Below are 23,911 nucleotides of genomic sequence, written 5' to 3' on the forward strand. Positions count from 1 at the left end.
ATCTATTCAAGGCGGTATTATGACTTATTCAGCAATGCAAGTGGCAAATGCCTTTATTCAGAAAGCACAAGAAGGCAAAATTCCCGCATTAACTCCAATGAAACTGCAAAAGTTAATGTTTTTTGCTCAATCATGGTACCTGAAAACTTTTGGGATGCTGCTATTCAATGAAGCATTTGCTCGTTGGCAATATGGTCCTGTGATTCCTGATTTGTACCAAGAATTTAAAACTTTTGGGGCAGGAATTATAACTAGGTTTGCAACAGATGCGGTTGGAAATTCACCTTTAATACAAGATCAGAATATACTATCATTTATTGATAAAATCATTGAGGTTTATGGATCTTATACAGGTCCTCAATTATCAGCCATGACACATGAGCCTGGGACAGCTTGGAGTATAAACCAAAATTGTCTTTATATAGATCCTGCTGATTTGATAAATGGTCGTTTATGATGGAAATTAGTAATAATTTAGGGACACCGGTTCCCGATGCAAGTTTAGAAAGAGGAATTGATCTTGATTACAATGAAGATTATAGAAAAGCAAAAATTAAGGAGTTAGAGGTAAAGAACCTTCAATTAGAAGAGTCTTATAGGAAAAGCCAAGATAATCGAGAAATGCGGAAAGAATATGCAAACAAAGCTTATAAGTTCGCTAAAAAAACACTATGTGGGTGGGCTTTACTCGTTTTTCTGTATGTCATTGTACCGGAAAAAGATAAAATAATGGACATAAAAATGTTTGGCATAATTACCACTGCGTGTACTGTAAATATTTTAGTGGCATTTCACGCTGTAATTAAAGGTCTATTTTTGCATAAATCTTAATTGACAAGCCACCGTCCTTTGATTTAAGATATAGCTACTTTCAAACGAAAGTCGGGATTGGCGTCCTGAGTGTACAGAGCGGTGAAAAAGAATAGTCGCTCAATGCGGCTTTTTTTATAGCCAAAAATCAGAAAATCAAACTTCTATGAAGGGTAACTCAATTTGAGACCCCCTTTTAAAAAGTAGTCAATGATGAGCTGATTGAGGGGATCGAAAGATCCGCCGTTACTCTGTACGCGGTACGCCAACCTTGATCAGTTCATCACCAGTAATTGGCGTTGCTTGTGATGAGTTTAACAGACTTGTACAGAGGACGAAATTATGACTACATTAACTTTTCGAACAACAACCCTTTCGGTTATCAATCAACAAAATCAAATTTTCTTTACCACTTTGGATATTGCTAAAGCCCTAGGTTATTCTAATGGCGATATTGGAGTAAAAAATCTATATAATCGCCACGCCGACGAATTTACCCCAAATATGACCGCACTTATCGAAATGCAAACCAACGGCGGTATGCAAAAAGTGAGAATTTTCAGTTTACGTGGTTGCCACCTAATCGGAATGCTTTCGCATACCAAAGTCGCCAAAAACTTTCGCCGTTGGGTATTGGATATTCTTGATAGAGAAACACAACAACCTCAACAACAAAACTTGCCCCTTGCCGAAGTGGACGCAGACGAAGAAGCAATCCGCATTATTGCTAACCTGTATCACTCGCTTCGTGGGGCGTTCGAAATGGGCGAAAAAATCCGTAAGCAACACCCATACTTTGCAAAAGAAATTGATAAAACCATTGGTGGGCATTATTTATACAACCTTAACCACCCAACTGAGCAAGCCCTAGAAAAAGCGAAGCGATACGTCCACGCCAAAAGCGAACGCATTATGTTCATCAAAGGTATGCTAAGCCTACTTGACGAGCAACCACAGCCAAAACGATTAACTAACTTCTAAAAACCTAACCAAAACCGACCGCACTTCACTTTGAACCGTGTGGCGGTTTTCTACACCCTAACTTCAGTAAATTGACTAAAAAGGAAACAAAAATGGAAGACTTAATCAAAGCCACAGCGATAACAATTTCATTCTTCATTGTCGCACTTCTTACACTTGGTTGTTTTCGCCCAGCGTTCGCAACAGATTTGCAAGAACACTACCTTTCGCAAGGTTTTACACCTGATGAAATCATCGAAATGCAACGCCAAGCAAATCTTGAATGGCAACAAGAACACGGTGATTTACAACCTAATTTGACACCTGAGACTGAAAAATATCTCCAAAATTACACCGCACTTTTGCAGGAGAAAATCAATGAGTAACACTAACCTCGCTTATGAAGTCGGCATTTATGCTAATGACGGTGGCTTTCGTGGCTACATCGCCAATCTCAAAACAAATTTAAATATTTATCGCACGCCTGTTTGCCATTCGCCCCAAATGGCAAAAGAAACATCTGAGTTTAAAGAGAAAATAAAAACGTGTAAACAGCGAGGGGTTACGCTCTTTTTCGAAGACAACTTTACAAAATTATGAGGCAACACAATGAAGCGCCGCAGATTTTTAAGTGCTTGGCAATGCGACAGCGACCAAGACTACTACGAGCAATTTAGTCAACAAGGCGAAGATGAAATAGAGCCTGATGATAGCGATAACTTCGAGCCTTGCGATGATGATTGCGATTATTGGAAAAATAACTGTTATGGGAGAGGATAAATGGAAAACCAAAAATTTGAGTTAATTATTAGCACAGAAAGCAAAGTGCTTGCTTGCAATATTACCGACTTTGAAAAACAAGCTGAGCAGTTTTTATCAACGCTCACACAAACCTTTGAAACGGATGATGACTTCGGTCGTGCTAAAGAAGAGGTTAAGTTACTAAAGGAGCTAGAAGATAAAACACGTGAAGCAATTAAAAATGCACAGCAAGGTGATATTAACAAATTGCTTGAGCAAGCCCAAGACATTGCCGAACGCTTCCGCCAAGCTCGTTTAGAGCGTGAAAAATTAGTGAAAACCAAAGAAGCAGAGATTAAAACAAACATTGTCAATGGGGCTTTTGAGCGAATTTCAGCGGTCAAATCAGGTTTTGAAAGCGATGTGTGTATTGCCCTTGAACAGGTTATTCCAAAAGCTACTATCAAAAAACGCTTAGAAGAAGCCACTAAACGCCGTAGCACCCTTGCCACTCTCACGAAAGCTGTGAATGCCGAAGAAACCCTTATTGCGGCAGAAATTGCAACAGAAGCTGCTCGACTTTCCGCACGTCGCAAGCTAATTCCAATCTCTTATGAGTATCTCTTTAAGGATTGGCTCAATCTGATTACTGGTGATGACGAACTTGAACCTATCATTCAAGCACGCATTGCCGATGAAGAAAAACGTGAAGCCGAAATAAAAGCGAAAGCAGAGCAAGAAGCAAAAGCACGTGCAGAAGCGGAAGCCAACCTTAACGCATCACAAACCAACGAGAAAATAGAAACCAATGAAAACACGGCGCATATTGAACCGCAAACACCAACGCAAGAAACGCTACCTGCGGCAACGCAATTTATTCTTAAAATCTCAGCCCAAGAAATCCCATTTATCGGCACCATTGAACAATTAAGAGACTATTTTGCCCCAGTCAAAGCACTCGGAATTACGGCAACGATTGTTAAGGGAAGTAATTAAGTAGTACATATCAATACAAAAAATTGTAATAGAAAAAATGAGAAGTGTTATGCTAGACTATTTGATAAAATTAGCTCAATTATGGAGAAATTTTGTGAATCAATTATTTGCTAGGTTCAGTAATGTTGAGGGAATGAATGCGAGATCGAATGTTATTGTCAGTTTATTATGGCTATTCTTTCTTACACTTGGCTCAACAATTACCTATGGTATCTGGGGTGAAAAAGAGTTTGTAATGTATTTTTTACTTGTTATCTTAGGTATTGAAATAGCAGCTATTATTGGTGCGTTTTGGTATTTTGCAATAAATAATCCTGATTATCTGCGTTCTGAAACATATACACTATCAAAATTAGCAATTGAAAAAGGTCAATTGGGAGATACTAACAATGGGCTAATAAGCGTTGTTCAGGCCAGAATCATTGATTCCGAAAGCGTAGTTAAGGATGGTGATGATGTCTAAAAAATTTATAGTTATAGTTGATGATAATTTTTCTGTAACTGAAAGAGATAAAATTACCAAATACTTCAAAAATAAATATGGTTATTGGCATTGGATTAGTAATGTTTGGCTGTTGTCAACATCTAAAGAAAATACAACAACAGATACCATACGAGATGAAGTAAAAAAATTGGTAAATAAAGGGACTATCGTTGTCATCAATGCTTCTGACTCCAATGGTTGGTCAGCATTTGGACAAAAGAAAAAATTTGAATGGATGCATTCAAATTGGACTAAAAAACCAGAGAGCTTCCCAGAAACTGGTAATATTGAATAAGTCTAGACATTCTAGGCTTTTTTATTTGACACCGCCCAAACTTCGGATTAAGATAACCTTAATTCCAAGCCGTTTTAGACGGCTTTTTTTGTATCTGAATTTAAGGAATATTTATGTGGAAAATTGAAAATGCAGAAGAATTATTACACTTCGTTCAAACCCTAAAACCCAATGAAAAAATTGAATTTGAAAAGGTTGAATTTGATTTTTTAAGACAAGTGAAAATTAAAATTCAAGGTGATCCTCTGCGTTATAATGGTAGTATCAATTATGCTATCTGCAAAGGTATTTGCGAGTTCCAAAATGAAGTATGGCGTGCTTATGCTGAATTTAAAACAGGCAAACCACACATCACCTTGCTAACACAAGAAGAAAAAGATGCACTAGAAATCACATTTACTGTAAACGAAGGCTGCACCGAAATCATTGCAGATTTAACAGATATGTTTAACGCAATACGGAAATTCTTTAAAGAGGTAACAAATGGTATGACAGGTGGACAAAAAGTATTAACTTGCACCGCATTTGCATTAACTGTTAGCGGTGCAGTGGTAGCTTACAAATGGTTAGACAACCAAAAAGAAATTCAGCTTGCACAAATTCGAGCAATGGAAAATCAAACTGAGCAAAAAAGCGAAAGTGAAGTGTTAAAACAAGCCTTTCTTACAATTCAAGCCGTAGCAAATGAAAGTAACAATTCTCGTTTTAAACAATCAATACAAAGCATAGAAGAACATTCAGAAAAAGCCTATAGTGAAATGGCTCGTGCTGTAAGCGATGCAGAAAAAGTCACTATTTCACAAGGCAACAATACAGAAATCAAACTGGAACAGCCACAACTACAAAAAATCGTGAATGACTTAAATGCACAGGAAAAAGCGACAACCAAACCTGATACACTTGATTTATACATTGATGGTGTTAAACGTCAAGAAGGTAAAATCACCATTTTTGCTCGCACCTTACAAGGCGAAACTTTTAGTGCTAACATTGATGCCGATATGTTAGGCGATGAGGGTGTAAATGAAATTATCGACCGTGTTAAAGACATCAATACAATTAAGTTAAGCGGAATGATCAAACGCCGTTCTGGAAAAATTGAACAAGCCACATTCTCTGCAATAGCAACTGAAGAATAAAATATAATTGACAAAAACCGCTAACAGGGATTAAGATAACCGCACTATCAAAACGTAAGCGGTTATCCGCACCTGCTAATAAGCGGTTTTTTTGTACCTAAAATTTAGGAAATGCCCTAAAACTATGGCGGGTCGAGAGAGCCTAATAAAATACCTTCGGGAAATAAGCTCCGCCGATCTTACGTTTGGTAGTTGAAGCCCGCCACCTACTAAGTGGCATTAACTAAAAACGTAAGGTACAAAATATGTCAAATTTACAAATCTTAAATAATTCTATCCGCACTTTAGATACTCTTTATTCTTTAAATGATCTACACAAAGCAAGTGGCGAATTACCTAAACATCGACCAAGCCTATTTAATAGTCTAATATTGACAAACCGCCTTATATCGTATTAAGATAACCGGACTTACAACGTTCAGCGGTTTTCCGCCCCCGATAGCATAGCGGTTTTTTTATGCCTAAAATATACCTATACAGATCTGTATAGCTAGAAATTCAATACGATCGGGGCGAGAGAGCGATATACAATACATCTGAATAAGCTCCGCCGTCTGAACGCGGTAAGTTGAACCCCGATCACCCACTTATTGTTCGGAATAATTTTAACTTAAATTCGTTCAGAGGCATAAAATGTCAAACTTACAAATCTTATCAAATCAAATTCGTGAAAACGGAAATCTATATTCATTAAACGATCTTCATATTGCTAGTGGTGGTGAAAACAAACATCGTCCAGCTTTATTCATTCGACTAGAAACAACTAAAGAACTCATTGCAGAAATGGAGAATGAAAACCAACCACGCAATACTATTTTAGTTGTTAAAAATGGTTTAGGGTCTTACGCCTGTGAAGAACTCGTTATCGCTTACGCTGCTTGGATCAGTGCTGCTTTCCACTTAAAAGTTATTCGTGCATTTATGGCAATGCACAAAAGTGAAGTGAAACAACAAAACTTGCCCCTTGCCGAAGTGGACGCAGACGAAGAAGCAATCCGCATAATTGCTAACCTATATCACTCGCTTCGTGGGGCGTTCGAAATGGGCGAAAAAATCCGTAAGCAACACCCATACTTTGCAAAAGAAATTGATAAAACCATTGGTGGGCATTATTTATACAACCTTAACCACCCAACTGAGCAAGCCCTAGAAAAAGCAAAACGATACGTCCACGCCAAAAGTGAACGCATTATGTTCATCAAAGGAATGCTAAGCCTACTTGACGAACAACCACAGCCAAAACGATTAGCTAACTTCTAAAAACTCAAGCGAAACCGACCGCACTTTTCCCCAAGAAAACCGTGTGGCGGTTTTGTTCAACCTGAATTCAGTAAAAAGGTGAAATTATGTTCAGAATTTTAATCATTATCGGCTTGTTGTGGTGTGCGTATGAACTTGATTTAGGCTCAGACTGCGACGGGTATTATTGCGGAACAACAACAGATTTAATCGCAAACAAAGGAAAATAATATGACAACAGCACTTCAAACATTAACAAATAAACTCGCTGAACGCTTTGAAATGGGCAGTAGCGAAAATCTACCACAAACCCTAATGGCAACTGCCTTTCGTGGGCAAAATGTAAGCCCCGACCAAATGACCGCCCTACTGGTTGTTGCTAACCAACACGGCTTAAACCCTTGGACAAATGAAATCTACGCCTTCCCAAATAACGGAGGCATCGTGCCGATTGTCGGCGTGGATGGTTGGTCTCGCATTATGAACGACCACCCACAATTTGACGGTATTGAATTTACCTTTAATGACGATAACAGTTGCACCTGTAATATCTACCGTAAAGACCGCACTCGCCCAACGACAGTTACGGAATATATGAGCGAATGTAGCCGCAACACGCAACCGTGGAAATCACACCCAAAAAGAATGTTACGCCATAAAGCAATGATCCAATGCGCAAGGTTAGCTTTTGGCTTTACAGGTATTTACGACCAAGACGAAGCCGAACGCATTGTAGAAAATCAAAAAGAACCGTTAAATGTAACGCCAAAACCAACGGTCATTGACACCACTGCGACAACGATTATTCACGCCACACCTGAAAAAGTGGAAGAAATTCGTCAGTTGATTGAACTCACTGGCACACCGCTTGAAAAAGTATTGGCATCAGCTGGCGTAAATGAATTAGAGCTGATAACGGCAGAGCGTGCAGAGCGTATATTGAAAAAACTCAACCTCACACTTGATAAACAAAATGCACAAAATCAAGCAGACAACATAGATGAAGGAATTCCACTATGATAGATGACCTAATCACACTTGATTGTGAGCAAGGTTCAGAAGAATGGCTAGCCGCACGGCTAGGCATTCCCACCGGCACAGGTATTAAAAATATTGTGTCAAATAGTGGGCAAAAGTCTGCTAGCTGGTTGAGTTATCTCGCTGAACTTGTCGCCGAAAGCATTGAAGGCATAAAAGAAGGCGTAAAAACTGCAGAAATGGAACGCGGCAATCAGCTTGAACCACTCGCGCGAATGGCGTATGAATTTGAAACTGGCAATGATGTCGTACAGGTTGGCGGTGTGTATCTTAATACCAACAAAGACTTAATGATTAGCCCCGATGGACTTATCCCCTCACTTAAAAAAGGGTTAGAAATCAAATGCCCGAAAATGAAAACCCATATCAAATATTTGCTCGAAGGTGGCGTGCCGAATGAGTACGTTATTCAAGTGCAATCTGCTTTATGGGTGACGGGATATGAAACGTGGGATTTTGTCAGTTATTGCCCCGAATATCAAAAACAGCCTTTTTATCTTTACACGGCGCAACGTGATGAAATATTGATGAAGGCGTTTAATGAACACATACCACCGTTTATTAAAACACTCAATGCACTGAAAAATTAAAAAATTTAGACAACCCTAGACAAAATCTAGACAATTTTTTAGATAAGCGCCCTCAGTTGAGGGCTTTTTTACGAGGTAAAAATGAACACAAATGAACTACTCAATGAAAGAGAAAAAACGCACGGTGATTTCACCAGCGGGGCAGAAACTTTTTATCACCTGATGAAGCCAATTATTGATAGTCAGCTGTTTGAACGAAATAAAGTGGCGGCTTACGCAATGACAATGATACAAGCAAAAATCACTCGAATTTGTAATGGCAATGAAAGTTTCCCCGACCACTGGGAAGATATTATCGGCTATGCCTCATTGGCACTTAGCAAACAATTTGAGCCACAGCAAGCAACATTAACTATGCCGGTTGTGGATTATATAAAAACAGGAGAGAAAAATGCTAACCAACAATAAATGGATACCAGAAATCTCAAGACCCACGCTTAACGGCGATGACTTTGAGCTGTTTTTACAAGAGTGGGTTAAGGAAAATTATGCTGAAGAATTTGCAGAAGCAGTTGCAGAAGAAAAAGAATTCGGCGATGAAACGTTAGGTATTACAGAATTTGTTTTATACCAGAATATCCTTGAACATTGGCAAGGTGATGATGGAGAAGCAGCAGAACGATTAATTAAATACGAAAACTGGAGCTTTCAAGAAGCACAAGAATTTGTTCATAAATCTTTAGAATATGATGCACGCAGACACGAAGAAAAAATACAAGCGGAATGGATAGCACAAAACGGCTATACATTACCTTTCCCTGTTGGCTCACGGGTGAAATGGCGTGGAGAAATCGGCGAAGTGCAAGCAGACAAAGACAATCGCTATTTGCCATTGGGTAAGATTTGCGTATTGACCGAAGAGCAAATGGCACAGAATAAACGATGGGAGCAAGAGGGTAACTCAAGTCGCAATGGTGGTTGGGTTATTAAATGGGAAGATTTAGAACTTGTTGCTGAAAAGGATGAAACCGCTAAATAGCGGTTTTTTATTGGAGAAAATATGGACAATGATGATAAACAGCTCTTATTAGTGATGGCTGTACTTTATCTATTTGCATTGATTGCTTTTGTTGGCTTGCCAGTGGCAATAATAACCTGGGGGATTAAATTGATATGGATAAATTAATCAAATCGAAAACAAGGGTAAAAGATTTTGGCGAAGTGTTTACCAGTAAAAAACTGGTAGACAAAATGCTCAAGCTACTTCAGCCAGGAACATTTATCTCTAGTACAAAATTCCTTGAACCTGCGTGCGGTACGGGGAATTTTTTGTATCAGGTGCTAAACCGTAAACTTAGCGAACTGCTTTATTCCGACAAAAAGCCTTATTACAAGGTGCTGAATTTTTATCTCTCACTCGCTAGTTTATATGGTGTCGATATTCAGCTTGATAACGTGCTGGAATGTCAATCACGGCTCAAGGCTCTGTTTTACGAACGCCTCGCAATGCTACACATTAAACCAAACGAAGGCTTGGTTGATACTATTCTGGGCAATAACATCAGACGCGGCAACGCCCTTGAAGACACTTTTATGTTTCTCGATCTTGAAGTATTTTTCAAAGACAGCTGCACAGACATTGATGTGCCACAAGACAGCTTTAGCCTAACGTTTTACAAAATCAATTTACAACACAACACCCAATCCATTCACTCGGTGAAATTATTACCGATTGAGGAGGAGTTGAGGATTTAAGATTTAATGGAGGAAATATGAAACCAACACCGTACGAAAAAAGTATTATCATACTACCGGTCAAAACGTTACCAATTACCATATTTTGCAAAATCTTTGGATATTCATTGGCTCAAATTAACCGAAGATTAGAGCGTGGAGTATGGCAGGAAAATGTACACGTTTTAAAAGTTGAAGGGTGCAAGGAAAGAATGGTTGATTTAGAAGAGGTGGACAAATGGGCGAGAAAAAACAAATGCCACGTGGCGTAACAATACGTAAACACAAAGCAAAAGATACCATTAATATCACTTTTACCTTTAAAGGGGTTCGTTGTCGTGAACCCCTTGTGCTGCCTGTAACAAATTCAAATATAAATTATGCAGGGCGATTATTAGGCGAAATTCTAAATAAAATCGAACGTAATACGTTTAATTATGCTGATTACTTCCCTACTTCACCCAAGTTAAAAATCTTCGGTAAAATCGTAGAAGGTGTTACTGTTAAAAATTATCTTGATGAATATTTAACGAGTTGCAAAGAGCGTAAATTATCTCCATCAACTTTACTTGGTTACCAAAAAATTATTCAACAGCTCTCTCATTTTCACTCTGTTGCAGTTTCGGAATTAACACCAGCAATGCTAAAAAACTGGGTTAAATTACAAAACACAACGTCAAAAACCATCAGGAATCGTTTGTCAGTATTACGCTCGGCACTTGATGAAGCTGTTACTGATGGTGTAATTGCGGTCAATCCAGTTTCATTGATTACGGTAGATCGATACAAATCAAGAGAAAAAGGCACAAGTTACGAAGTAGATCCTTTTACACCTGATGAAATTAAATTGATTCTCTCACATTGTCAGTATGAACAATGGAAAAACTTATTCCAATTTGCCTTTAGAACGGGATTAAGAAGTTCAGAGCTTTGTGCATTACGATGGCGTGATATTGATTTTGATAATCGTATTGCGTACATCCAACACGCAAAAGTAGTTGGCATAATCAAAGGAACAAAAACAAAATCAGGCACACGAGAAGTTATCCTTGATGATGTTGCTTTTAGCGCTTTACTAGAGCAACAACATTTTAGCTATGACATAAGCGATTTTGTTTTTGTCGATCCAAAAACTAAAACTGCTTGGGCAGGAGCTGATGCAATCAGGAAAAAGGCTTGGGTACCAACATTAAAAGCTGCTGATGTTCGGTATAGAAACCCATATCAAACACGACATACCTATGCTACAATGCACATCAGTCAAGGAGCTAATTTATTCTGGCTATCAAAGCAGATGGGGCACAAAGGGCCAGAAATGCTGTTCCGGATTTATGGTTCTTATTTAAAGGACTTTGAACTAAAATAATCCGTATTTGATCCGCAAACTTCTAAATTTCTACAAAGAGAAGAAAAATCAATAAATTACACACCCTATTAAGTAGGGTTCAACTCCCCCCAGCTCCACCAAATTTGATTCCCTCAAAGATAATGATTTATTAAAATTAAGAGAGCTGTCATCAATGTTTATTTTGATGATCCTCTAAAGCTACTAGCCTTCTACTTGTTACTCCTTTTTACTTCCTATTCATTTTTATCTCGATAAGAATAATGTAAATTTTGTAAAAAACAGAATCATCTTAAATTCCGTTATAAAGAGACTGCTAAGTTAGGCTCATCCCTTAATAAAAAAATCTACCATAAAAAAACGGTAGAAATTCTGCTCAAATTTCTACCGCACTTATTTTTTTCAAGGAAAAACTAGAACCCTTCTTTCAAACTTACGGTTAAGTTGAAAATCAGGTGTTCTGGGTGGCTGTCTTTGCTATCGGCGCAGAAATAGCCTTCACGCTCAAATTGATACGCTTTTTCTTCTTTTGCGTTAGCTAAACTTTTTTCTACAAAACCGTGTTTTACGACTAAAGAATTTGGATTTAGCACTTCATAAAGTTCTTCCGCTGCACTTGGGTTTGGCACGGTGAATAATTTGTCGTATAAACGAAATTCAGCTGGTACATTGTCGGTGGCAGAAACCCAGTGAATTACGCCTTTTACTTTACGTCCATCGGCTGGATTTTTGCCTAAAGTTTCAGGATCATAAGTACAATACACGGTAGTGATATTGCCTTCAGCATCTTTTCCTACACGCTCAGCCTTAATCACATAAGCATTACGCAAACGCACTTCTTTGCCTAATACTAAACGTTTATATTGTTTATTTGCTTCTTCACGGAAATCCGCTTGATCAATATAAATTTCTTTGGTAAATGGCAGTTGGCGATGGCCTAATTCTTCACGATTTGGGTGATTTGGTGCGGAAAGCATTTCTTGCCCGTCAAAGTTCTCAATGACAAGTTTTAATGGATTAATCACTGCCATTGCACGCGGTGCATTTTGGTTGAGATCATCACGAATACAAGATTCTAACGCACTAAATTCTACCACGTTATCTTGCTTGGTTACCCCAATACGACGGCAAAATTCACGGATTGAAGCAGGTGTGTAGCCACGACGACGTAAACCTGAAATGGTCGGCATACGCGGATCGTTCCAACCATCAACCACTTCATCTTCTACTAATTTTAATAATTTACGTTTAGATGTCAGCGTGTATTCTAAATTTAAGCGAGAAAATTCATATTGATGTGGCAATGGGCGTTTAATAGAAATATGCTCAAGAACCCAATCGTATAAACGGCGGTTATCTTGGAATTCCAATGTACATAATGAATGCGTAATGCCTTCAATCGCATCTGAAATACAATGAGTGAAGTCATACATTGGGTAAATGCACCATTTATTTCCAGTGTTGTGATGTTCAGCAAATTTAATGCGATATAACACGGGATCACGCATTACCATAAATGGCGATGCCATATCAATTTTAGCTCGCAAACTGGCTTTTCCTTCAGCAAATTCGCCATTTTTCATTTTCTCAAATAAAGCTAAATTTTCTTCCACGCTACGATCACGATAAGGACTGTTTTTACCCGGTTCGGTCAGTGTGCCACGATATTCACGCATTTGCTCTGGTGAAAGTTCATCAACGTAAGCAAGCCCCTTTTCGATCAGTTCAATGGCATAACCATAAAGCGCATCAAAATAATCGGAGGCATAACGTGCTTTACCTTCCCAATGAAAACCAAGCCATTCTACATCCTGTTTAATCGAATCCACATATTCCACATCTTCTTTAACCGGGTTGGTATCGTCAAAACGCAGGTTACACAAACCTTTGTAATCCTCTGCAATACCAAAATTTAAACAGATAGATTTTGCGTGACCAATATGTAAATAGCCATTTGGTTCCGGTGGGAAACGGGTATAAACGTGGTTTACTTTTCCTGCTTCCAAATCTTCATCAATAATATGACGAATAAAATTGGTAGGTTGATGTTCGTTCTCTGTAATATGGCTCATTTTGACCTCAAAATATTCTCGATTTTTGTAAAAAAATTGCCACTCATTCTACTATGTTTACAGCTAGAATTCAAAAGTGCGGTTGATTTTCCTTGCATAGCGGTTGATTTTCCTTGCATAAATGATACAATTCACGCCCTAAAAATGAACGAACGTTCATTCAGCATAAATTAATTTCCCTTAAGCTCTTCTTAAGGAAGATTTTCTATTATAATCACTGAATAAAGCAAAACGATTATTATTTTTCTCGGAGTTTTTATGCGTAAAAAAACGATTTTCTCCCTGCTTGCCATTGGGCTAGTGGTATTTGGTGTTTATAGTTATTTCACTCATTCTAATCAACAAGAAACTACCTATTTAACCGAACAGGTTCATCGTGGTGAGATAAAAAAATCTGTCATTACTGCTGGCACGGTACGGGCCTATAATCGTGTGGAAGTCGGTGCGCAGGCCTCAGGTAAAATTGAAAAAATTCACGTTGTACTAGGACAGCACATCAAGCAAGGCGATTTAATCGCAGAAATTGACTCAAAAAATCAAGTGAATGCGTTAAATTCAGCACAAGCGGAATTAAAGGCTTATCAAGCTCAACTTAACGCCAAGCAAGTGGCTTACAATGTGGCCAAATCGGCCTATGATCGTCTTGCGAAATTATATGCAAGTAAATCAACCTCCTTAGATGAACTGAATGCGGCAAAGAATAATTTATCTGCCGCTAAGGCGGCAATTTCTGAAGTGGAAGCCTCCATTCAACGTGCTGAAATTCAGGTGGATACGGCTAAAACAAACTTGGCATACACAAAAATTCTTTCACCTCTTGATGGCACAGTCATTTCCATTCCGGTCTCTGAGGGTCAAACAGTCAATGCGAATCAAACCACCCCAACTATTGTTCAAGTTGCTGATTTAACTAAAATTTTAATTAAACCCGAAATTTCTGAAGGGGATATTACAAAAGTAAAAGCTGGAATGAAAGTCGAGTTCACTACCCTTTCCGATCCAGATAAAGTGTATCAATCCACCATTCATTCTGTTGATCCTGCCATCACCACGCTCACGGATAATGAATATAAAGAAAGTGCGTCAGATACCAGCGCTGTTTATTACTATGCTAATGTATTGGTAGATAATCCTGATAACCAACTACGCATTGGAATGACCACACAAAATACAATCATCATTGCCGATGAACAACATGCCTTGCTCATTCCGACAATTACGTTACACAAAGAAGGAAAAGAAACCTTCGTTAATCTCTTAATAGATAATAATAAAGTAGAAAAACGCAAAGTTGTTACAGGGTTAAATGATGATATGAATACGCAAATTCTAAGTGGCTTATCAGAAGGCGAAAAAGTGATTTCCTCACAAGTAACCCGCGATGAAAAAGTAGGTAATTCATTCCGTGGCCCTCGAATTTTATAAAGTGCGGTGGTTTTTTTATGAATATTATTGAATTAAGCCACATTAACAAATTTTTTGGTGAAGGTGAAAACCGCACGCAGGTATTGAAAGATATCAATTTGGATATTAAAAAAGGAGATTTTATTGCCATTATTGGGCAATCAGGTTCTGGCAAATCCACCTTAATGAACATTATTGGCTGTCTGGATACCGCAACATCAGGTTCTTATAAAGTAGAGGGGTTAGAAGTAAGCCAGCTAAATCGTGATCAACTTTCTGATTTACGCCAGAAAAAATTCGGCTTTATTTTTCAGCGCTATAACCTACTTTCAACATTAAGTGCGGTGGAAAATGTGGCGCTTCCTGCGATTTATGCAGGTATTGATCAACCTACTCGCCTACAACGAGCCAAGCTCTTATTAGAAAAATTAGGATTGGGTGATCGCTTAGAAAACAAGCCAAATCAGCTTTCGGGTGGTCAACAACAACGTGTAAGTATTGCACGTGCCTTGATGAACGGGGGAGAAATTATTCTAGCCGATGAACCCACTGGCGCATTAGACAGCAAAAGTGGCGAAACAGTGATGAATATTCTCAGGCAGTTGCACCGTGAAGGTCATACTATTATTTTGGTTACGCACGACAAAAATGTGGCAAATTTTGCAAATCGTATTATTGAGATCAAAGACGGCAAAATTATTGAAGATCGACACAAATCGGAGCAAATTAGCCAAAAGCAAGACATCGCACCGCAAAGCAATAAAAGCCGATTGCAATTTTATAAAGATCAATTTATTGAATCTTTCAAAATGTCTATTAAAGCCATTGTGGCACATAAACTACGTTCCTTACTCACTATGTTAGGGATTATTATTGGTATTACTTCGGTGGTTTGTGTGGTCGCCTTAGGCAATGGTTCACAACAAAAAATCCTAAGCAATATCAATGCAATAGGGACGAATACCATGGATATTTATAACGGAACGGGCTTTGGCGATCGGCGCGCGGTGAAAAATCAAAATCTCACTGTGGCAGACGCTAATATGCTCGCCAAGCAAAGTTATATTGCCAGTGTAACACCAAACAGTTCCGTGAATGGCACCTTAACTTATGGCAATCAAAGTTTTACCGCTCAAGTACGCGGTGTAGGAGAACAATATTTTAATGTGCGAGGGTTAAGCAAAGCAGAAGGGGTATTCTTTACAGCGGATGCGGTAAAACACAGCGAGCAAGTGGCTGTCATTGATGAGAACACGTTACGCGAAGTGTTCAACGATCAAAATCCACTAGGTAAAATTTTGATGATTAATAAAAAACCATTGCGTATCATTGGGATAGCAACTAACAATAATATAGGAACAAACAATTCTAGCTTGAATATTTATATCCCTTACACAACGGCGATGAACAAAATTTCAGGCAATAAAAAAATTAGCTCAATCACAGTGAAAATTCGTGATGAAATTAGTTCAAAAGTGGCGGAAAAAGATCTCACTCGCTTATTAACTGTGCGTCACGGTAAAAAAGATTTTTTTGTATTCAATACCGATACGATTAAACAAACTATTGAAAAAACAACAAATACAATGACATTGTTGATTTCTTCCATTGCCATTATTTCCCTTGTAGTGGGTGGCATTGGGGTGATGAATATTATGCTGGTTTCAGTTACCGAACGCACCAAAGAAATTGGTGTGCGAATGGCAATTGGCGCAAGACAATTTAACATCTTGCAACAATTTTTAATTGAAGCGGTATTGATTTGTTTAATTGGTGGCATTACGGGTGTCATACTATCAATGGTATTAGGCACCGTATTTAATTGGTTGGTGAAAGACTTTACGATGATTTTTTCCACCTTCTCAATTATTGCTGCCCTACTCTGTTCAAGCTTAATTGGTGTAATTTTTGGTTATATGCCGGCGAAAAATGCTTCGCAATTAAATCCAATTACCGCTTTAGCTCAGGAATAGTTTTTTGATAAAATTTCAACAATCAAGCAAATAAAAACTCGGTAAAATAACACCGCACTTTATTTGCTTAACATTTTATTACGAATTTATTCAATAAGGAAAAAATGATGTTAAAACAATCCAAACTCTCACTTGCTATTGGCTTGTCTGTGTTGTTAGCTGGCTGTGCGAATCTTGATGATTCTTACAACGCTTCACAACAAGATTTCCAACAATATGAAGAATTAACCAAACAATACCATATCCAAGAGAATTGGTGGACACTGTACAAAGATCCGCAACTCAATCAACTAGTTGAACAAGCACTGGTAAATAATAAAGATTTAGCCAAAGCAGCCATTGCGGTAAATACCGCACTTTATAATGCAAATTTAATTGGGGCGAATTTAGTACCGAATTTCAGCGGTTCTGTTTCTTCTTCTGCTAGTCGTAATATTAATACGGGCGCCCCAAATCCACAAACCGGTTCTGTTTCAACAATCTCTCACGGTGGCTCATTAAACGTCAGCTATACGCTAGATTTATGGCGTCGTTTAGCTGATTCGGCTTCTGCAGCAGAATGGCGACACGCTGCGACAGAGCAAGATCTTGAGGCGGCACGTATTTCATTAATCAATTCCGTCATCTTAACCTATTATCAGCTTGGTTACTTAAATGATGCCATCAGCACCGTGAATAAAACCATTAATTACTATTCCGAAATTAATCGTATTATGCAAAATAAATTCCGCCAAGGGGTTGCCGATCGTGCAAGTTCAGATCAAGCACAACAGGCGGTTTTAACGGCGCGTAATAGCTTAATCAATTATCAAACGCAAAAGAAAACAGCGGAAGCAACATTGCGTAACTTATTGAATTTAAAACCAAGTGATCCATTAAAAGTGAACTATCCACATATTCTTAACGTGAAAAATGTGGGCGTAAACCTGAATGTTCCCCTCTCAGCGATTGCAAATCGTCCAGACGTAAAAGGCTATCAATACCGCTTGAACAGTGCATTCAAAGACGCTAAAGCAATGCAAAAAAGCTGGTTCCCAAGCATTACTTTAGGCGGTAGCTTAGGTTCTAGTGGCAACAAAATTGATAATGCATTCAATACACCAATTGCAGGTGGGACGATCGGAATTAGCTTGCCATTCTTGAACTGGAATGTTGTGAAATGGAACGTAAAAATTTCAGAATCAGCCTATGATTTAGCATTAGTGAATTTTGAGCAAAGTATTACAAAAGCATTAAACGATATTGATACTAATTATTTTGCTTACAGCCAAGCACGTCAAAACTTTGCGAACTTAAAACAAACTTATGATTACAATAAGCGCATCACGCAATATTATAAAAATCGCTATGATGCAGGCATTTCTGAATTAAGAGAATGGCTAAACGCCGCCAGCACCGAGCGTAATTCTGAGCTTTCTATTTTGAGTGCTAAATATAATCTTATTCAAAGTGAAAATGCGGTTTATAGTGCAATGGGGGGATATTATTCTTCAGAAGAATTGTAATTGAGTACAAAAGTGCGGTAAAAACTTTTAAAGTTTGAGTGGCTATTAAAATGTTAACCGCACTTTTATCGTAAAAATAAATATTCCTTTCTGGCTAAAATATAACCTAGTAAAACTAAAATTACTATAAAACCACATACTCCAACGGTACATCACCTAAATAAGCCAATAATTCTTCCGCCATTTTACGATAAGAAAGATTGAGAGGTTGTTCCACCATCACAACCCGTTGGATCGTTTCTGTTTCTGCGCCACTTAATAACAAATAATTCAATGCCACTTGCATTGCAGGTAATGCGGGGTTAAATGCAGCGTTTTCAGCATAACTTCCACAGAAAATTTGATGATCTTGCAACTGAATCGCAATCCCCGAGTAGCTTTGCGAATACGGGGAGTGAGCTTGGTTAGCGGCATTTAAAGCGGCCAAAATAACAGGATCTTCTGTGCTATAACTTAAACCATTATGATGTTCATCAAACAATCGACAAGAAATAGCCAAATCTTTTGGACCAAACGAATCAGGTAAATAGTGATGTAGCAAATTATTTTGGCTATGAGGCAAGTGAATATGCAACGTTTCAGCACTGTTTAATTCATTCATAAACTGGCGACAATGTCCGCAAGGTGTATAGTTCACCGTTACGTCCGTTAATTTTCGCTCTCCTCGCATCCAAGCGTGGGAAATGGCACTTTGCTCTGCGTGAATAGTTTGCTGAATATGCGTGGTGCAAAACTCTTGATTTGCACCGAAATAAAGATTGCCACTTTCCCCCATTACAACGGCTCCAACGCTAAAATGAGAAATCGTTGGATTTGCATAACACGCACTAATAGGCAATAAGGCTAATGCCAATTGTTTGGCGGTCAGATGATATTTTTCACATAAATGATTAACCGTAAAATGCGGGAGAAAGCCTTGAAAATGCTGTTCTGCAAGGATATTCCAAAGATCTAAAGCCAAAGATGGATGACTTAACTCAGGAAGTGATTGCCGAATTCTCTCTGAAATATGTTGTTGAAGATAATTATTCATTTCGCATTCTCCTTTACATCACGATAAAACATTGTGAATCATAAAGTAGAATGCGATAAAGATCTTGCGAAAGACATCAATTTTGTGAGCTAGCTCAAAAATCCCATTTTTAATTGCATAAAATCTAGCTAACCTATTCATCTATCAGTAAAAAATAAACAAAATAATGACCGCACTTTACTAACAGCCCAAATGCATATTTTCTATTTTGGTTTCTGTCGACTAATGAATTGAATATAAGCCTATTTGCCAATTTCCGCCACCACAAGCATCTGCACCAGTGCGTTAAAAACTGGGCTTTCTCTGCGGCTTGGGTAATAAAGGTGAAAGCCTTCATAGCGCACCGCCTCATCTTTGAGGACGGCGACCAGCTCACCTTGCGGACTTTCTTGTTTTAAGACAAATTCAGGCAGCCAAATCAGCCCTTCCCCTGCTTTAGCTGCGGCAAAAAGCAGGTCAAAATCATTGGTAATCAATGGGCTTTGGCTTGGGGTGATGGAAAAAGTGCGGCCGTTTTTATCGCAAAATTCCCATGCCATCAGGTTATCAAGGCTTGGCAGGCGGTAAAGCAGGCAGCTGTGGCTGTGCAGTTCGTCCACAGTTTTGGGCGTGCCGTGGCGGTCAAGATAGCTTGGGCTTGCCGCCACCGCCATGGTTAAATCAGGACTGATTCGCCGTGCAATCATGTCTTTCGCCAAAAATCCGCCCAAGCGGATACCTGCATCAAAGCGTTCGTGAATGATGTCGGTAAGGCGTACATCGCTGTGCAGCTCAAGGCAGACGTTAGGATAGGCACGGCGAAACGCGGCAAGCGGTTTTTGTAAAAGATAACGAAAAACGAGCGGCGAACCCGTCAGCCGAATACGGCTTTGTGGTTCACGGGCAAATTCCTGCACCAGTTCGGTGCTGTTTTGCACGGCTGATAGCAGCGGTTTTAGCTCATCATATAGCCGCTGCCCTGCTTCAGTGAGAGCTAGGCTTCTCGTGTTACGCTGCACAAGCCGCACGCCAAGCGAGGTTTCTAACTGTTTTAGGCTGTAACTTAGGGTCGATTGGGCAATGCCAAGCTGGGCAGCTGCTTTGGTGAAACTGCCTGCGTCAATAATGGCGGTGAACAAATGTAGGCGGTCAAGACTTTCCATTTTTTTATCCGTAGATTATTTGAAAATTAAACGGCAATAAAAACGATTATGCGTATTTTTCGATAAAGTATATCGGAAATGATGGGCTAATCACAGCCTTTTGCAAGCGCTATAATGAATCCATTGATTATTGATATGAAACAAAAAAGGAAACCATGATGCACACTTTAACCTTAAAAAACGGCGTATCTATGCCCAAAATCGGCTTTGGTGTTTTCCAAATGAACGATGCCAAAGAATGCGAACAAGCGGTACTCAGTGCCATTGAATCGGGCTACCGCCTGATAGACACCGCTGCCAGCTACCAAAACGAACGCGAAGTTGGCAACGCCATCAAACAAAGCAGTATCGCAAGAGATGAACTCTTCATCACCACCAAACTTTGGCTGCAAGATGCAAGCTATGAGGGTGCCAAAGCCCAATTTGACCGCTCTTTAAAGCGCTTGCAGCTTGACTATGTGGATTTGTATTTGATTCATCAGCCTTATGGCGATGTGCATGGGGCGTGGCGGGCGATGGAAGAGCTGTATGAAGCAGGCAAAATCAAAGCTATTGGCGTAAGCAATTTCCACCCCGACCGAGTGGCAGATTTGATGGCGTTCAACCGCATTGCCCCGATGGTTAATCAAATTGAGGTTAATCCGTTTCACCAGCGGCTGCATGATGTGCCTTGGCTACAAACGAACGGCGTGGTTGCCGAAGCGTGGGCGCCCTTTGCAGAAGGCAAAAACGGCTTATTTACCCACCCTGTGCTAACAAAAATCGGCGAAAAATACGGCAAAACGGTCGGACAAGTGGTGCTTCGCTGGCTGTATCAGCGTGAAATCGTCTCGCTTGCCAAGACAGTGCGTCAAGAACGTATGCAAGAAAACCGCAATATTTTTGACTTTGCCCTAAGCCAAGAAGATATGCTTGCCATCACCGCCCTTGATACTCAAACCTCTGCCTTTTTCTCACACCGCGACCCTGCCATGGTGGCGTGGCTGGCGGGCAGAAAGCTTGAGGTGTAAACGGCGTTTCAAAATAGCTGCAAGCAAACGCCAAAAGGCGACCTAAAAACGAAAATGAAGTTTCAGGTCGCCTTTCTTGGTAAAATACCGTCTAAAACAGTAAGATTAAGAAGTTAGCCAGCTAGCTTTCCCACAATTTTACGCAACAATGCCACTTCGTTTGCCTCTAAATTTAAGCAACGTGCCATATGCTCGGGGATAGTGCAGGCTTCATCAGCCAAATCTTTGCCCGATGGCGTAAGAAAAATCCGCACCACACGTTCATCTTCTTGACTGCGTTCACGTTTTATCAGCTCTTTGGCTTGCAGGCGTTTAAGCAAAGGCGTGAGCGTGCCACTGTCCAAATGCAATTTCGCCCCAATCTGATTCACCGTTTGACCATCGCCCTCCCACAGCACCAGCATCACCAGATATTGCGGATAGGTTAAATTGAGTTTTGCCAAAAAAGGCGTGTATCGGCGTATGATTTCTTTGGATAACGCATAAAGCGGAAAACAGATTTGATGGTCTAATTTAAGTTGTTCGTACATTTTCAGGCAGCCTTAATCAAGCAAGGGTTTATTTAATTGTGTGCAATATAATAACGCAAAAATGGCTGCCTGAAAACGCTTTAACTTCTTATATAGTCGTTATATAGTCGCTTAAATTCACATGAAGACAAGGCGAAAGCGACCGCCGTGTACAAGTAGTACATAAGGGAGCTTTCAACACTGTATTCGTTTGCATTTAAATGACTATAAATCAAAGGCTTCAATCACTTTAACATGCAGGCGGACAGGCACATTGCCACGGGTGGCATTGGAATAAGGGCAGACTTCATGGGCTTTTTGAATCCATTTTTTTGCCTCGTCCACGCTTACGCCCTCAACGGTAACCGTGATGTCAATATCCAAGCCAAACGCCCCGTCCTCTTTTTGCCCGATACCCACGGCAACCTTGGTGCTTGATTGCGTGGGTTTAAGTCCTAAGCTTGGGGCAACGTGGTTCATCGCACTGTCAAAACAGGCGGCATAGCCCATGGCAAAAAGCTGTTCGGGATTGGTGCCGACCTTGCCGCTTTGATTTTGAAAACTAACCAAGTCAAAGCCGATAGAGCCGTCATCAACCTGTGTATGCCCATCACGTCCGCCTACTGCGGTGGCTGAAGTGTGATAAAAAATTTTCATGCTGTATTCCTTATGTGGAGGTAAAAAAGTTTTGTTTTTGATGGCAAATATCATAGCTTAAAATTAAATTGTGTGCAAGATAATTTTTTAAAATTTTTTTCTGCTGGGCTTGGGGCGGACTGAAGATTTTAGGATTTTTGGCAGGCTGGAAATAAAACCTTAAGTTTTCAGGCAGCCTTTTTCTTATCAACCTATTGCCCTTTCACCCAAGTGATTAGAAAAAGGGTTTAAAGATCAAAGCAAAAAATCCCATTTTTTCCACCGCTCTTTTACCCCATTTTTAATAAAAAACGGCTTAAAAACCGCCCTCTGTTACCAATCTTTATTGGCAAAATCATCAATCAAAAAATCCAAAAACAAACGGGTGGCTTTAGGCAGATGCTCTCTTGAGGCATAAAGCCCATAAATTTTAAGCACAGGCAGCTGCCAATCGCCAAGCAATGCCACAAGCTCACCGCTTTGAAGCTCCCTTTCCACAAGATAACGTGGCAGCATGGCAATGCCCGCATGATGGCGGACAGCACAAAGCAAAGCCCCTGCATCATTGGCACTAAAGGCATTTGTCAGCAGGCATTTTTTCTCCTCGCCTGCTTTTTCTAGACTAAGCTCCGTGCGGTTAAGATGGCTGTGTGCCAAAAAGCGATGCTTGGGCAAATCCTCTGGCGTTTTAGGCGTGCCGTGTTCGGCAAGATAGGCTGGCGTTGCCGCCAAAACCGAATGGCAATCGGCAAGCGGACGGGAAATCAGCTGGCCATCGGGGCGGCTGCTGATGCGAATCGCCAAGTCAATCCCCTGCTCCACCAGATTAAGACTGGCTTCACTTAAATTAAGATAAATGGCAAGTTTGGGGTGCTGCTTTTGAAAGCGATAGATGGCTTCTGTAAGGTGCGTTGCCCCAAAAGAGATGCTTGCGGTCAGACGCAAAGTGCCTTGCAAATCCAGCCGACCGCTTGCCGTGTCATCTTGCATTTTTTTGATTTGATTTAAGATTTCTTGGCAGTAAGGCACGGCCTGACGGCCAGCTTCGGTCAGGCTGATGTGCCTTGTGGTGCGGTGAAACAAGCGGGCATCAAGCCAGCGCTCAATAAGGGCGATATGACGGCTGACCATGGGGCGGGACATCTGCAAATGCTCTGCCGTGTCGGTAAAACTGCCCGTGCGGGCGGCTTCCAAAAAAACGTTAATGGCGGTGATTTTATCCATCTTTGTTGCAATATAAGAAACAGTATTGTTTATTTTACGGTATTTATTGCAACAATCATAGCCCCTATAATGTGTTTGTCCATTGAATCAAC

Annotated in this window: 29 protein-coding genes; 23 read left to right on the forward strand and 6 right to left on the reverse strand. The window is 39.8% G+C overall.

All coding sequences use genetic code 11. The annotated features are described in order from the left end of the window. Positions 1-19 precede the first annotated feature (19 nt). The 19 genes from L4F93_RS11420 (at position 20) to L4F93_RS11510 (ending at position 11,332) form a co-directional block, all read left to right on the forward strand. A complete protein-coding gene (locus L4F93_RS11420) occupies positions 20-457 on the forward strand; it encodes a Panacea domain-containing protein (RefSeq protein ID WP_250350355.1) in 438 nt (145 codons plus the stop codon). Further along, the gene (locus tag L4F93_RS11425) at positions 454-831 is read left to right on the forward strand and encodes a hypothetical protein (RefSeq protein WP_250350356.1); all 378 of its coding nucleotides are present in this window, start codon (positions 454-456) and stop codon (positions 829-831) included. Before L4F93_RS11420 ends, L4F93_RS11425 begins: the two co-directional genes overlap by 4 nt. A 321-nt stretch (positions 832-1,152) precedes the next feature. After that, positions 1,153-1,791, forward strand: coding sequence for a BRO-N domain-containing protein (locus L4F93_RS11430; RefSeq protein ID WP_250350357.1), 639 nt, complete (start codon positions 1,153-1,155; stop codon positions 1,789-1,791). Between the two features lie 92 nt (positions 1,792-1,883). Then, the gene (locus L4F93_RS11435; RefSeq protein ID WP_250350358.1) at positions 1,884-2,156 is read left to right on the forward strand and encodes a hypothetical protein; all 273 of its coding nucleotides are present in this window, start codon (positions 1,884-1,886) and stop codon (positions 2,154-2,156) included. Then, on the forward strand, positions 2,149-2,370 hold the full coding sequence (locus tag L4F93_RS11440; protein WP_250350359.1) for a hypothetical protein: 222 nt from the start codon (positions 2,149-2,151) through the stop codon (positions 2,368-2,370). The genes L4F93_RS11435 and L4F93_RS11440 overlap by 8 nt, the downstream gene beginning before the upstream one ends. A gap of 9 nt (positions 2,371-2,379) precedes the next feature. Next, a complete protein-coding gene (locus tag L4F93_RS11445; RefSeq protein ID WP_250350360.1) occupies positions 2,380-2,550 on the forward strand; it encodes a hypothetical protein in 171 nt (56 codons plus the stop codon). Continuing rightward, on the forward strand, positions 2,551-3,507 hold the full coding sequence (locus L4F93_RS11450; protein ID WP_250350361.1) for a hypothetical protein: 957 nt from the start codon (positions 2,551-2,553) through the stop codon (positions 3,505-3,507). A 94-nt stretch (positions 3,508-3,601) separates the two neighbouring features. Continuing rightward, positions 3,602-3,970 (forward strand): hypothetical protein, encoded by a 369-nt coding sequence (locus L4F93_RS11455; RefSeq protein ID WP_250350362.1) that lies wholly within the window; start codon positions 3,602-3,604, stop codon positions 3,968-3,970. Next, positions 3,960-4,286: a hypothetical protein gene (locus tag L4F93_RS11460; RefSeq protein WP_194752223.1), complete on the forward strand. Its 327-nt coding sequence runs from the start codon at positions 3,960-3,962 to the stop codon at positions 4,284-4,286. Before L4F93_RS11455 ends, L4F93_RS11460 begins: the two co-directional genes overlap by 11 nt. Before the next feature lie 113 nt (positions 4,287-4,399). Continuing rightward, positions 4,400-5,425, forward strand: coding sequence for a hypothetical protein (locus tag L4F93_RS11465; protein ID WP_250350363.1), 1,026 nt, complete (start codon positions 4,400-4,402; stop codon positions 5,423-5,425). Positions 5,426-6,058: 633 nt separating this feature from the next. After that, entirely contained in the window at positions 6,059-6,685 is a 627-nt protein-coding gene (locus tag L4F93_RS11475) for a KilA-N domain-containing protein (RefSeq protein WP_250350364.1), read from the forward strand. Between the two features lie 86 nt (positions 6,686-6,771). Beyond that, positions 6,772-6,894, forward strand: coding sequence for a hypothetical protein (locus L4F93_RS12420; RefSeq protein ID WP_265748262.1), 123 nt, complete (start codon positions 6,772-6,774; stop codon positions 6,892-6,894). 1 nt (position 6,895) lies between these two features. Next, entirely contained in the window at positions 6,896-7,684 is a 789-nt protein-coding gene (gene bet / locus L4F93_RS11480; protein WP_250350365.1) for a phage recombination protein Bet, read from the forward strand. After that, complete coding sequence (locus tag L4F93_RS11485) at positions 7,681-8,292, forward strand: YqaJ viral recombinase family protein (RefSeq protein ID WP_250350366.1); 612 nt, start codon at positions 7,681-7,683, stop codon at positions 8,290-8,292. Before bet ends, L4F93_RS11485 begins: the two co-directional genes overlap by 4 nt. Before the next feature lie 81 nt (positions 8,293-8,373). Beyond that, positions 8,374-8,700 (forward strand): DUF6378 domain-containing protein, encoded by a 327-nt coding sequence (locus L4F93_RS11490; RefSeq protein WP_250350367.1) that lies wholly within the window; start codon positions 8,374-8,376, stop codon positions 8,698-8,700. Continuing rightward, positions 8,684-9,271 (forward strand): hypothetical protein, encoded by a 588-nt coding sequence (locus L4F93_RS11495; protein WP_250350368.1) that lies wholly within the window; start codon positions 8,684-8,686, stop codon positions 9,269-9,271. Before L4F93_RS11490 ends, L4F93_RS11495 begins: the two co-directional genes overlap by 17 nt. Before the next feature lie 134 nt (positions 9,272-9,405). Beyond that, a complete protein-coding gene (locus tag L4F93_RS11500; protein ID WP_250350369.1) occupies positions 9,406-9,987 on the forward strand; it encodes an SAM-dependent DNA methyltransferase in 582 nt (193 codons plus the stop codon). A 17-nt stretch (positions 9,988-10,004) separates the two neighbouring features. Further along, positions 10,005-10,238: an excisionase gene (locus tag L4F93_RS11505; protein WP_250350370.1), complete on the forward strand. Its 234-nt coding sequence runs from the start codon at positions 10,005-10,007 to the stop codon at positions 10,236-10,238. Then, entirely contained in the window at positions 10,205-11,332 is a 1,128-nt protein-coding gene (locus L4F93_RS11510; protein ID WP_250350371.1) for a site-specific integrase, read from the forward strand. Before L4F93_RS11505 ends, L4F93_RS11510 begins: the two co-directional genes overlap by 34 nt. Before the next feature lie 392 nt (positions 11,333-11,724). On the opposite strand, the gene glnS is transcribed toward L4F93_RS11510, so the two are convergent. Next, positions 11,725-13,383, reverse strand: coding sequence for a glutamine--tRNA ligase (gene glnS / locus L4F93_RS11515; protein ID WP_250350372.1), 1,659 nt, complete (start codon positions 13,381-13,383; stop codon positions 11,725-11,727). 258 nt (positions 13,384-13,641) lie between these two features. On the opposite strand from glnS, the gene L4F93_RS11520 reads away from it, so the two are divergent. The 3 genes from L4F93_RS11520 to tdeA all read left to right on the forward strand — a co-directional run bounded on the left by L4F93_RS11520 (position 13,642) and on the right by tdeA (position 18,265). Beyond that, positions 13,642-14,808: an efflux RND transporter periplasmic adaptor subunit gene (locus L4F93_RS11520; RefSeq protein ID WP_250350373.1), complete on the forward strand. Its 1,167-nt coding sequence runs from the start codon at positions 13,642-13,644 to the stop codon at positions 14,806-14,808. Between the two features lie 17 nt (positions 14,809-14,825). Further along, positions 14,826-16,760 carry a MacB family efflux pump subunit gene (locus tag L4F93_RS11525; protein WP_250350374.1) on the forward strand — a complete coding sequence of 645 codons (1,935 nt, stop codon included), beginning with the start codon at positions 14,826-14,828 and terminating at the stop codon, positions 16,758-16,760. A gap of 107 nt (positions 16,761-16,867) precedes the next feature. Then, positions 16,868-18,265 carry a toxin/drug exporter TdeA gene (tdeA, locus tag L4F93_RS11530; RefSeq protein ID WP_250351696.1) on the forward strand — a complete coding sequence of 466 codons (1,398 nt, stop codon included), beginning with the start codon at positions 16,868-16,870 and terminating at the stop codon, positions 18,263-18,265. Positions 18,266-18,389: 124 nt separating this feature from the next. Here the strand turns inward: tdeA and cdd are convergent, their stop codons facing one another. After that, positions 18,390-19,298, reverse strand: a complete 909-nt coding sequence (gene cdd / locus L4F93_RS11535) for a cytidine deaminase (RefSeq protein ID WP_250350375.1) — start codon at positions 19,296-19,298, stop codon at positions 18,390-18,392. 242 nt (positions 19,299-19,540) lie between these two features. Continuing rightward, positions 19,541-20,440 (reverse strand): LysR family transcriptional regulator, encoded by a 900-nt coding sequence (locus L4F93_RS11540; protein WP_250350376.1) that lies wholly within the window; start codon positions 20,438-20,440, stop codon positions 19,541-19,543. A 155-nt stretch (positions 20,441-20,595) separates the two neighbouring features. On the opposite strand from L4F93_RS11540, the gene L4F93_RS11545 reads away from it, so the two are divergent. Further along, a complete protein-coding gene (locus tag L4F93_RS11545; RefSeq protein WP_442778820.1) occupies positions 20,596-21,450 on the forward strand; it encodes an aldo/keto reductase in 855 nt (284 codons plus the stop codon). A 113-nt stretch (positions 21,451-21,563) separates the two neighbouring features. Here L4F93_RS11545 and L4F93_RS11550 read toward each other — a convergent pair whose 3' ends face one another. The 3 genes from L4F93_RS11550 to L4F93_RS11560 form a co-directional block, all read right to left on the reverse strand. Further along, complete coding sequence (locus L4F93_RS11550; RefSeq protein WP_250350377.1) at positions 21,564-21,980, reverse strand: MarR family winged helix-turn-helix transcriptional regulator; 417 nt, start codon at positions 21,978-21,980, stop codon at positions 21,564-21,566. A 204-nt stretch (positions 21,981-22,184) separates the two neighbouring features. Further along, a complete protein-coding gene (locus L4F93_RS11555) occupies positions 22,185-22,616 on the reverse strand; it encodes an organic hydroperoxide resistance protein (RefSeq protein WP_250350378.1) in 432 nt (143 codons plus the stop codon). A gap of 312 nt (positions 22,617-22,928) precedes the next feature. Then, on the reverse strand, positions 22,929-23,819 hold the full coding sequence (locus L4F93_RS11560; RefSeq protein ID WP_250350379.1) for a LysR family transcriptional regulator: 891 nt from the start codon (positions 23,817-23,819) through the stop codon (positions 22,929-22,931). Positions 23,820-23,911 lie beyond the last annotated feature (92 nt).

This window comes from Avibacterium sp. 20-132, from assembly GCF_023611925.1.
Classification (GTDB): Bacteria; Pseudomonadota; Gammaproteobacteria; order Enterobacterales; family Pasteurellaceae; genus Avibacterium.

Excerpts from the sequence above, each read along its gene's own strand:
- L4F93_RS12420 (WP_265748262.1), top strand. The coding sequence starts at position 6,772 with ATGTTCAGAATTTTAATCATTATCGGCTTGTTGTGGTGTGCGTATGAA.
- L4F93_RS11525 (WP_250350374.1), top strand. The coding sequence starts at position 14,826 with ATGAATATTATTGAATTAAGCCACATTAACAAATTTTTTGGTGAAGGT.
- L4F93_RS11500 (WP_250350369.1), top strand. The coding sequence starts at position 9,406 with ATGGATAAATTAATCAAATCGAAAACAAGGGTAAAAGATTTTGGCGAA.
- L4F93_RS11425 (WP_250350356.1), top strand. The coding sequence starts at position 454 with ATGATGGAAATTAGTAATAATTTAGGGACACCGGTTCCCGATGCAAGT.
- L4F93_RS11540 (WP_250350376.1), bottom strand. The coding sequence starts at position 20,440 with ATGGAAAGTCTTGACCGCCTACATTTGTTCACCGCCATTATTGACGCA.
- L4F93_RS11485 (WP_250350366.1), top strand. The coding sequence starts at position 7,681 with ATGATAGATGACCTAATCACACTTGATTGTGAGCAAGGTTCAGAAGAA.
- tdeA (WP_250351696.1), top strand. The coding sequence starts at position 16,868 with ATGTTAAAACAATCCAAACTCTCACTTGCTATTGGCTTGTCTGTGTTG.
- L4F93_RS11520 (WP_250350373.1), top strand. The coding sequence starts at position 13,642 with ATGCGTAAAAAAACGATTTTCTCCCTGCTTGCCATTGGGCTAGTGGTA.
- bet (WP_250350365.1), top strand. The coding sequence starts at position 6,896 with ATGACAACAGCACTTCAAACATTAACAAATAAACTCGCTGAACGCTTT.
- L4F93_RS11560 (WP_250350379.1), bottom strand. The coding sequence starts at position 23,819 with ATGGATAAAATCACCGCCATTAACGTTTTTTTGGAAGCCGCCCGCACG.
- cdd (WP_250350375.1), bottom strand. The coding sequence starts at position 19,298 with ATGAATAATTATCTTCAACAACATATTTCAGAGAGAATTCGGCAATCA.
- L4F93_RS11475 (WP_250350364.1), top strand. The coding sequence starts at position 6,059 with ATGTCAAACTTACAAATCTTATCAAATCAAATTCGTGAAAACGGAAAT.
- L4F93_RS11440 (WP_250350359.1), top strand. The coding sequence starts at position 2,149 with ATGAGTAACACTAACCTCGCTTATGAAGTCGGCATTTATGCTAATGAC.
- L4F93_RS11450 (WP_250350361.1), top strand. The coding sequence starts at position 2,551 with ATGGAAAACCAAAAATTTGAGTTAATTATTAGCACAGAAAGCAAAGTG.
- glnS (WP_250350372.1), bottom strand. The coding sequence starts at position 13,383 with ATGAGCCATATTACAGAGAACGAACATCAACCTACCAATTTTATTCGT.
- L4F93_RS11490 (WP_250350367.1), top strand. The coding sequence starts at position 8,374 with ATGAACACAAATGAACTACTCAATGAAAGAGAAAAAACGCACGGTGAT.
- L4F93_RS11545 (WP_442778820.1), top strand. The coding sequence starts at position 20,596 with ATGATGCACACTTTAACCTTAAAAAACGGCGTATCTATGCCCAAAATC.
- L4F93_RS11550 (WP_250350377.1), bottom strand. The coding sequence starts at position 21,980 with ATGTACGAACAACTTAAATTAGACCATCAAATCTGTTTTCCGCTTTAT.
- L4F93_RS11460 (WP_194752223.1), top strand. The coding sequence starts at position 3,960 with ATGATGTCTAAAAAATTTATAGTTATAGTTGATGATAATTTTTCTGTA.
- L4F93_RS11555 (WP_250350378.1), bottom strand. The coding sequence starts at position 22,616 with ATGAAAATTTTTTATCACACTTCAGCCACCGCAGTAGGCGGACGTGAT.
- L4F93_RS11495 (WP_250350368.1), top strand. The coding sequence starts at position 8,684 with ATGCTAACCAACAATAAATGGATACCAGAAATCTCAAGACCCACGCTT.
- L4F93_RS11420 (WP_250350355.1), top strand. The coding sequence starts at position 20 with ATGACTTATTCAGCAATGCAAGTGGCAAATGCCTTTATTCAGAAAGCA.
- L4F93_RS11445 (WP_250350360.1), top strand. The coding sequence starts at position 2,380 with ATGAAGCGCCGCAGATTTTTAAGTGCTTGGCAATGCGACAGCGACCAA.
- L4F93_RS11430 (WP_250350357.1), top strand. The coding sequence starts at position 1,153 with ATGACTACATTAACTTTTCGAACAACAACCCTTTCGGTTATCAATCAA.
- L4F93_RS11435 (WP_250350358.1), top strand. The coding sequence starts at position 1,884 with ATGGAAGACTTAATCAAAGCCACAGCGATAACAATTTCATTCTTCATT.
- L4F93_RS11505 (WP_250350370.1), top strand. The coding sequence starts at position 10,005 with ATGAAACCAACACCGTACGAAAAAAGTATTATCATACTACCGGTCAAA.
- L4F93_RS11465 (WP_250350363.1), top strand. The coding sequence starts at position 4,400 with ATGTGGAAAATTGAAAATGCAGAAGAATTATTACACTTCGTTCAAACC.
- L4F93_RS11510 (WP_250350371.1), top strand. The coding sequence starts at position 10,205 with ATGGGCGAGAAAAAACAAATGCCACGTGGCGTAACAATACGTAAACAC.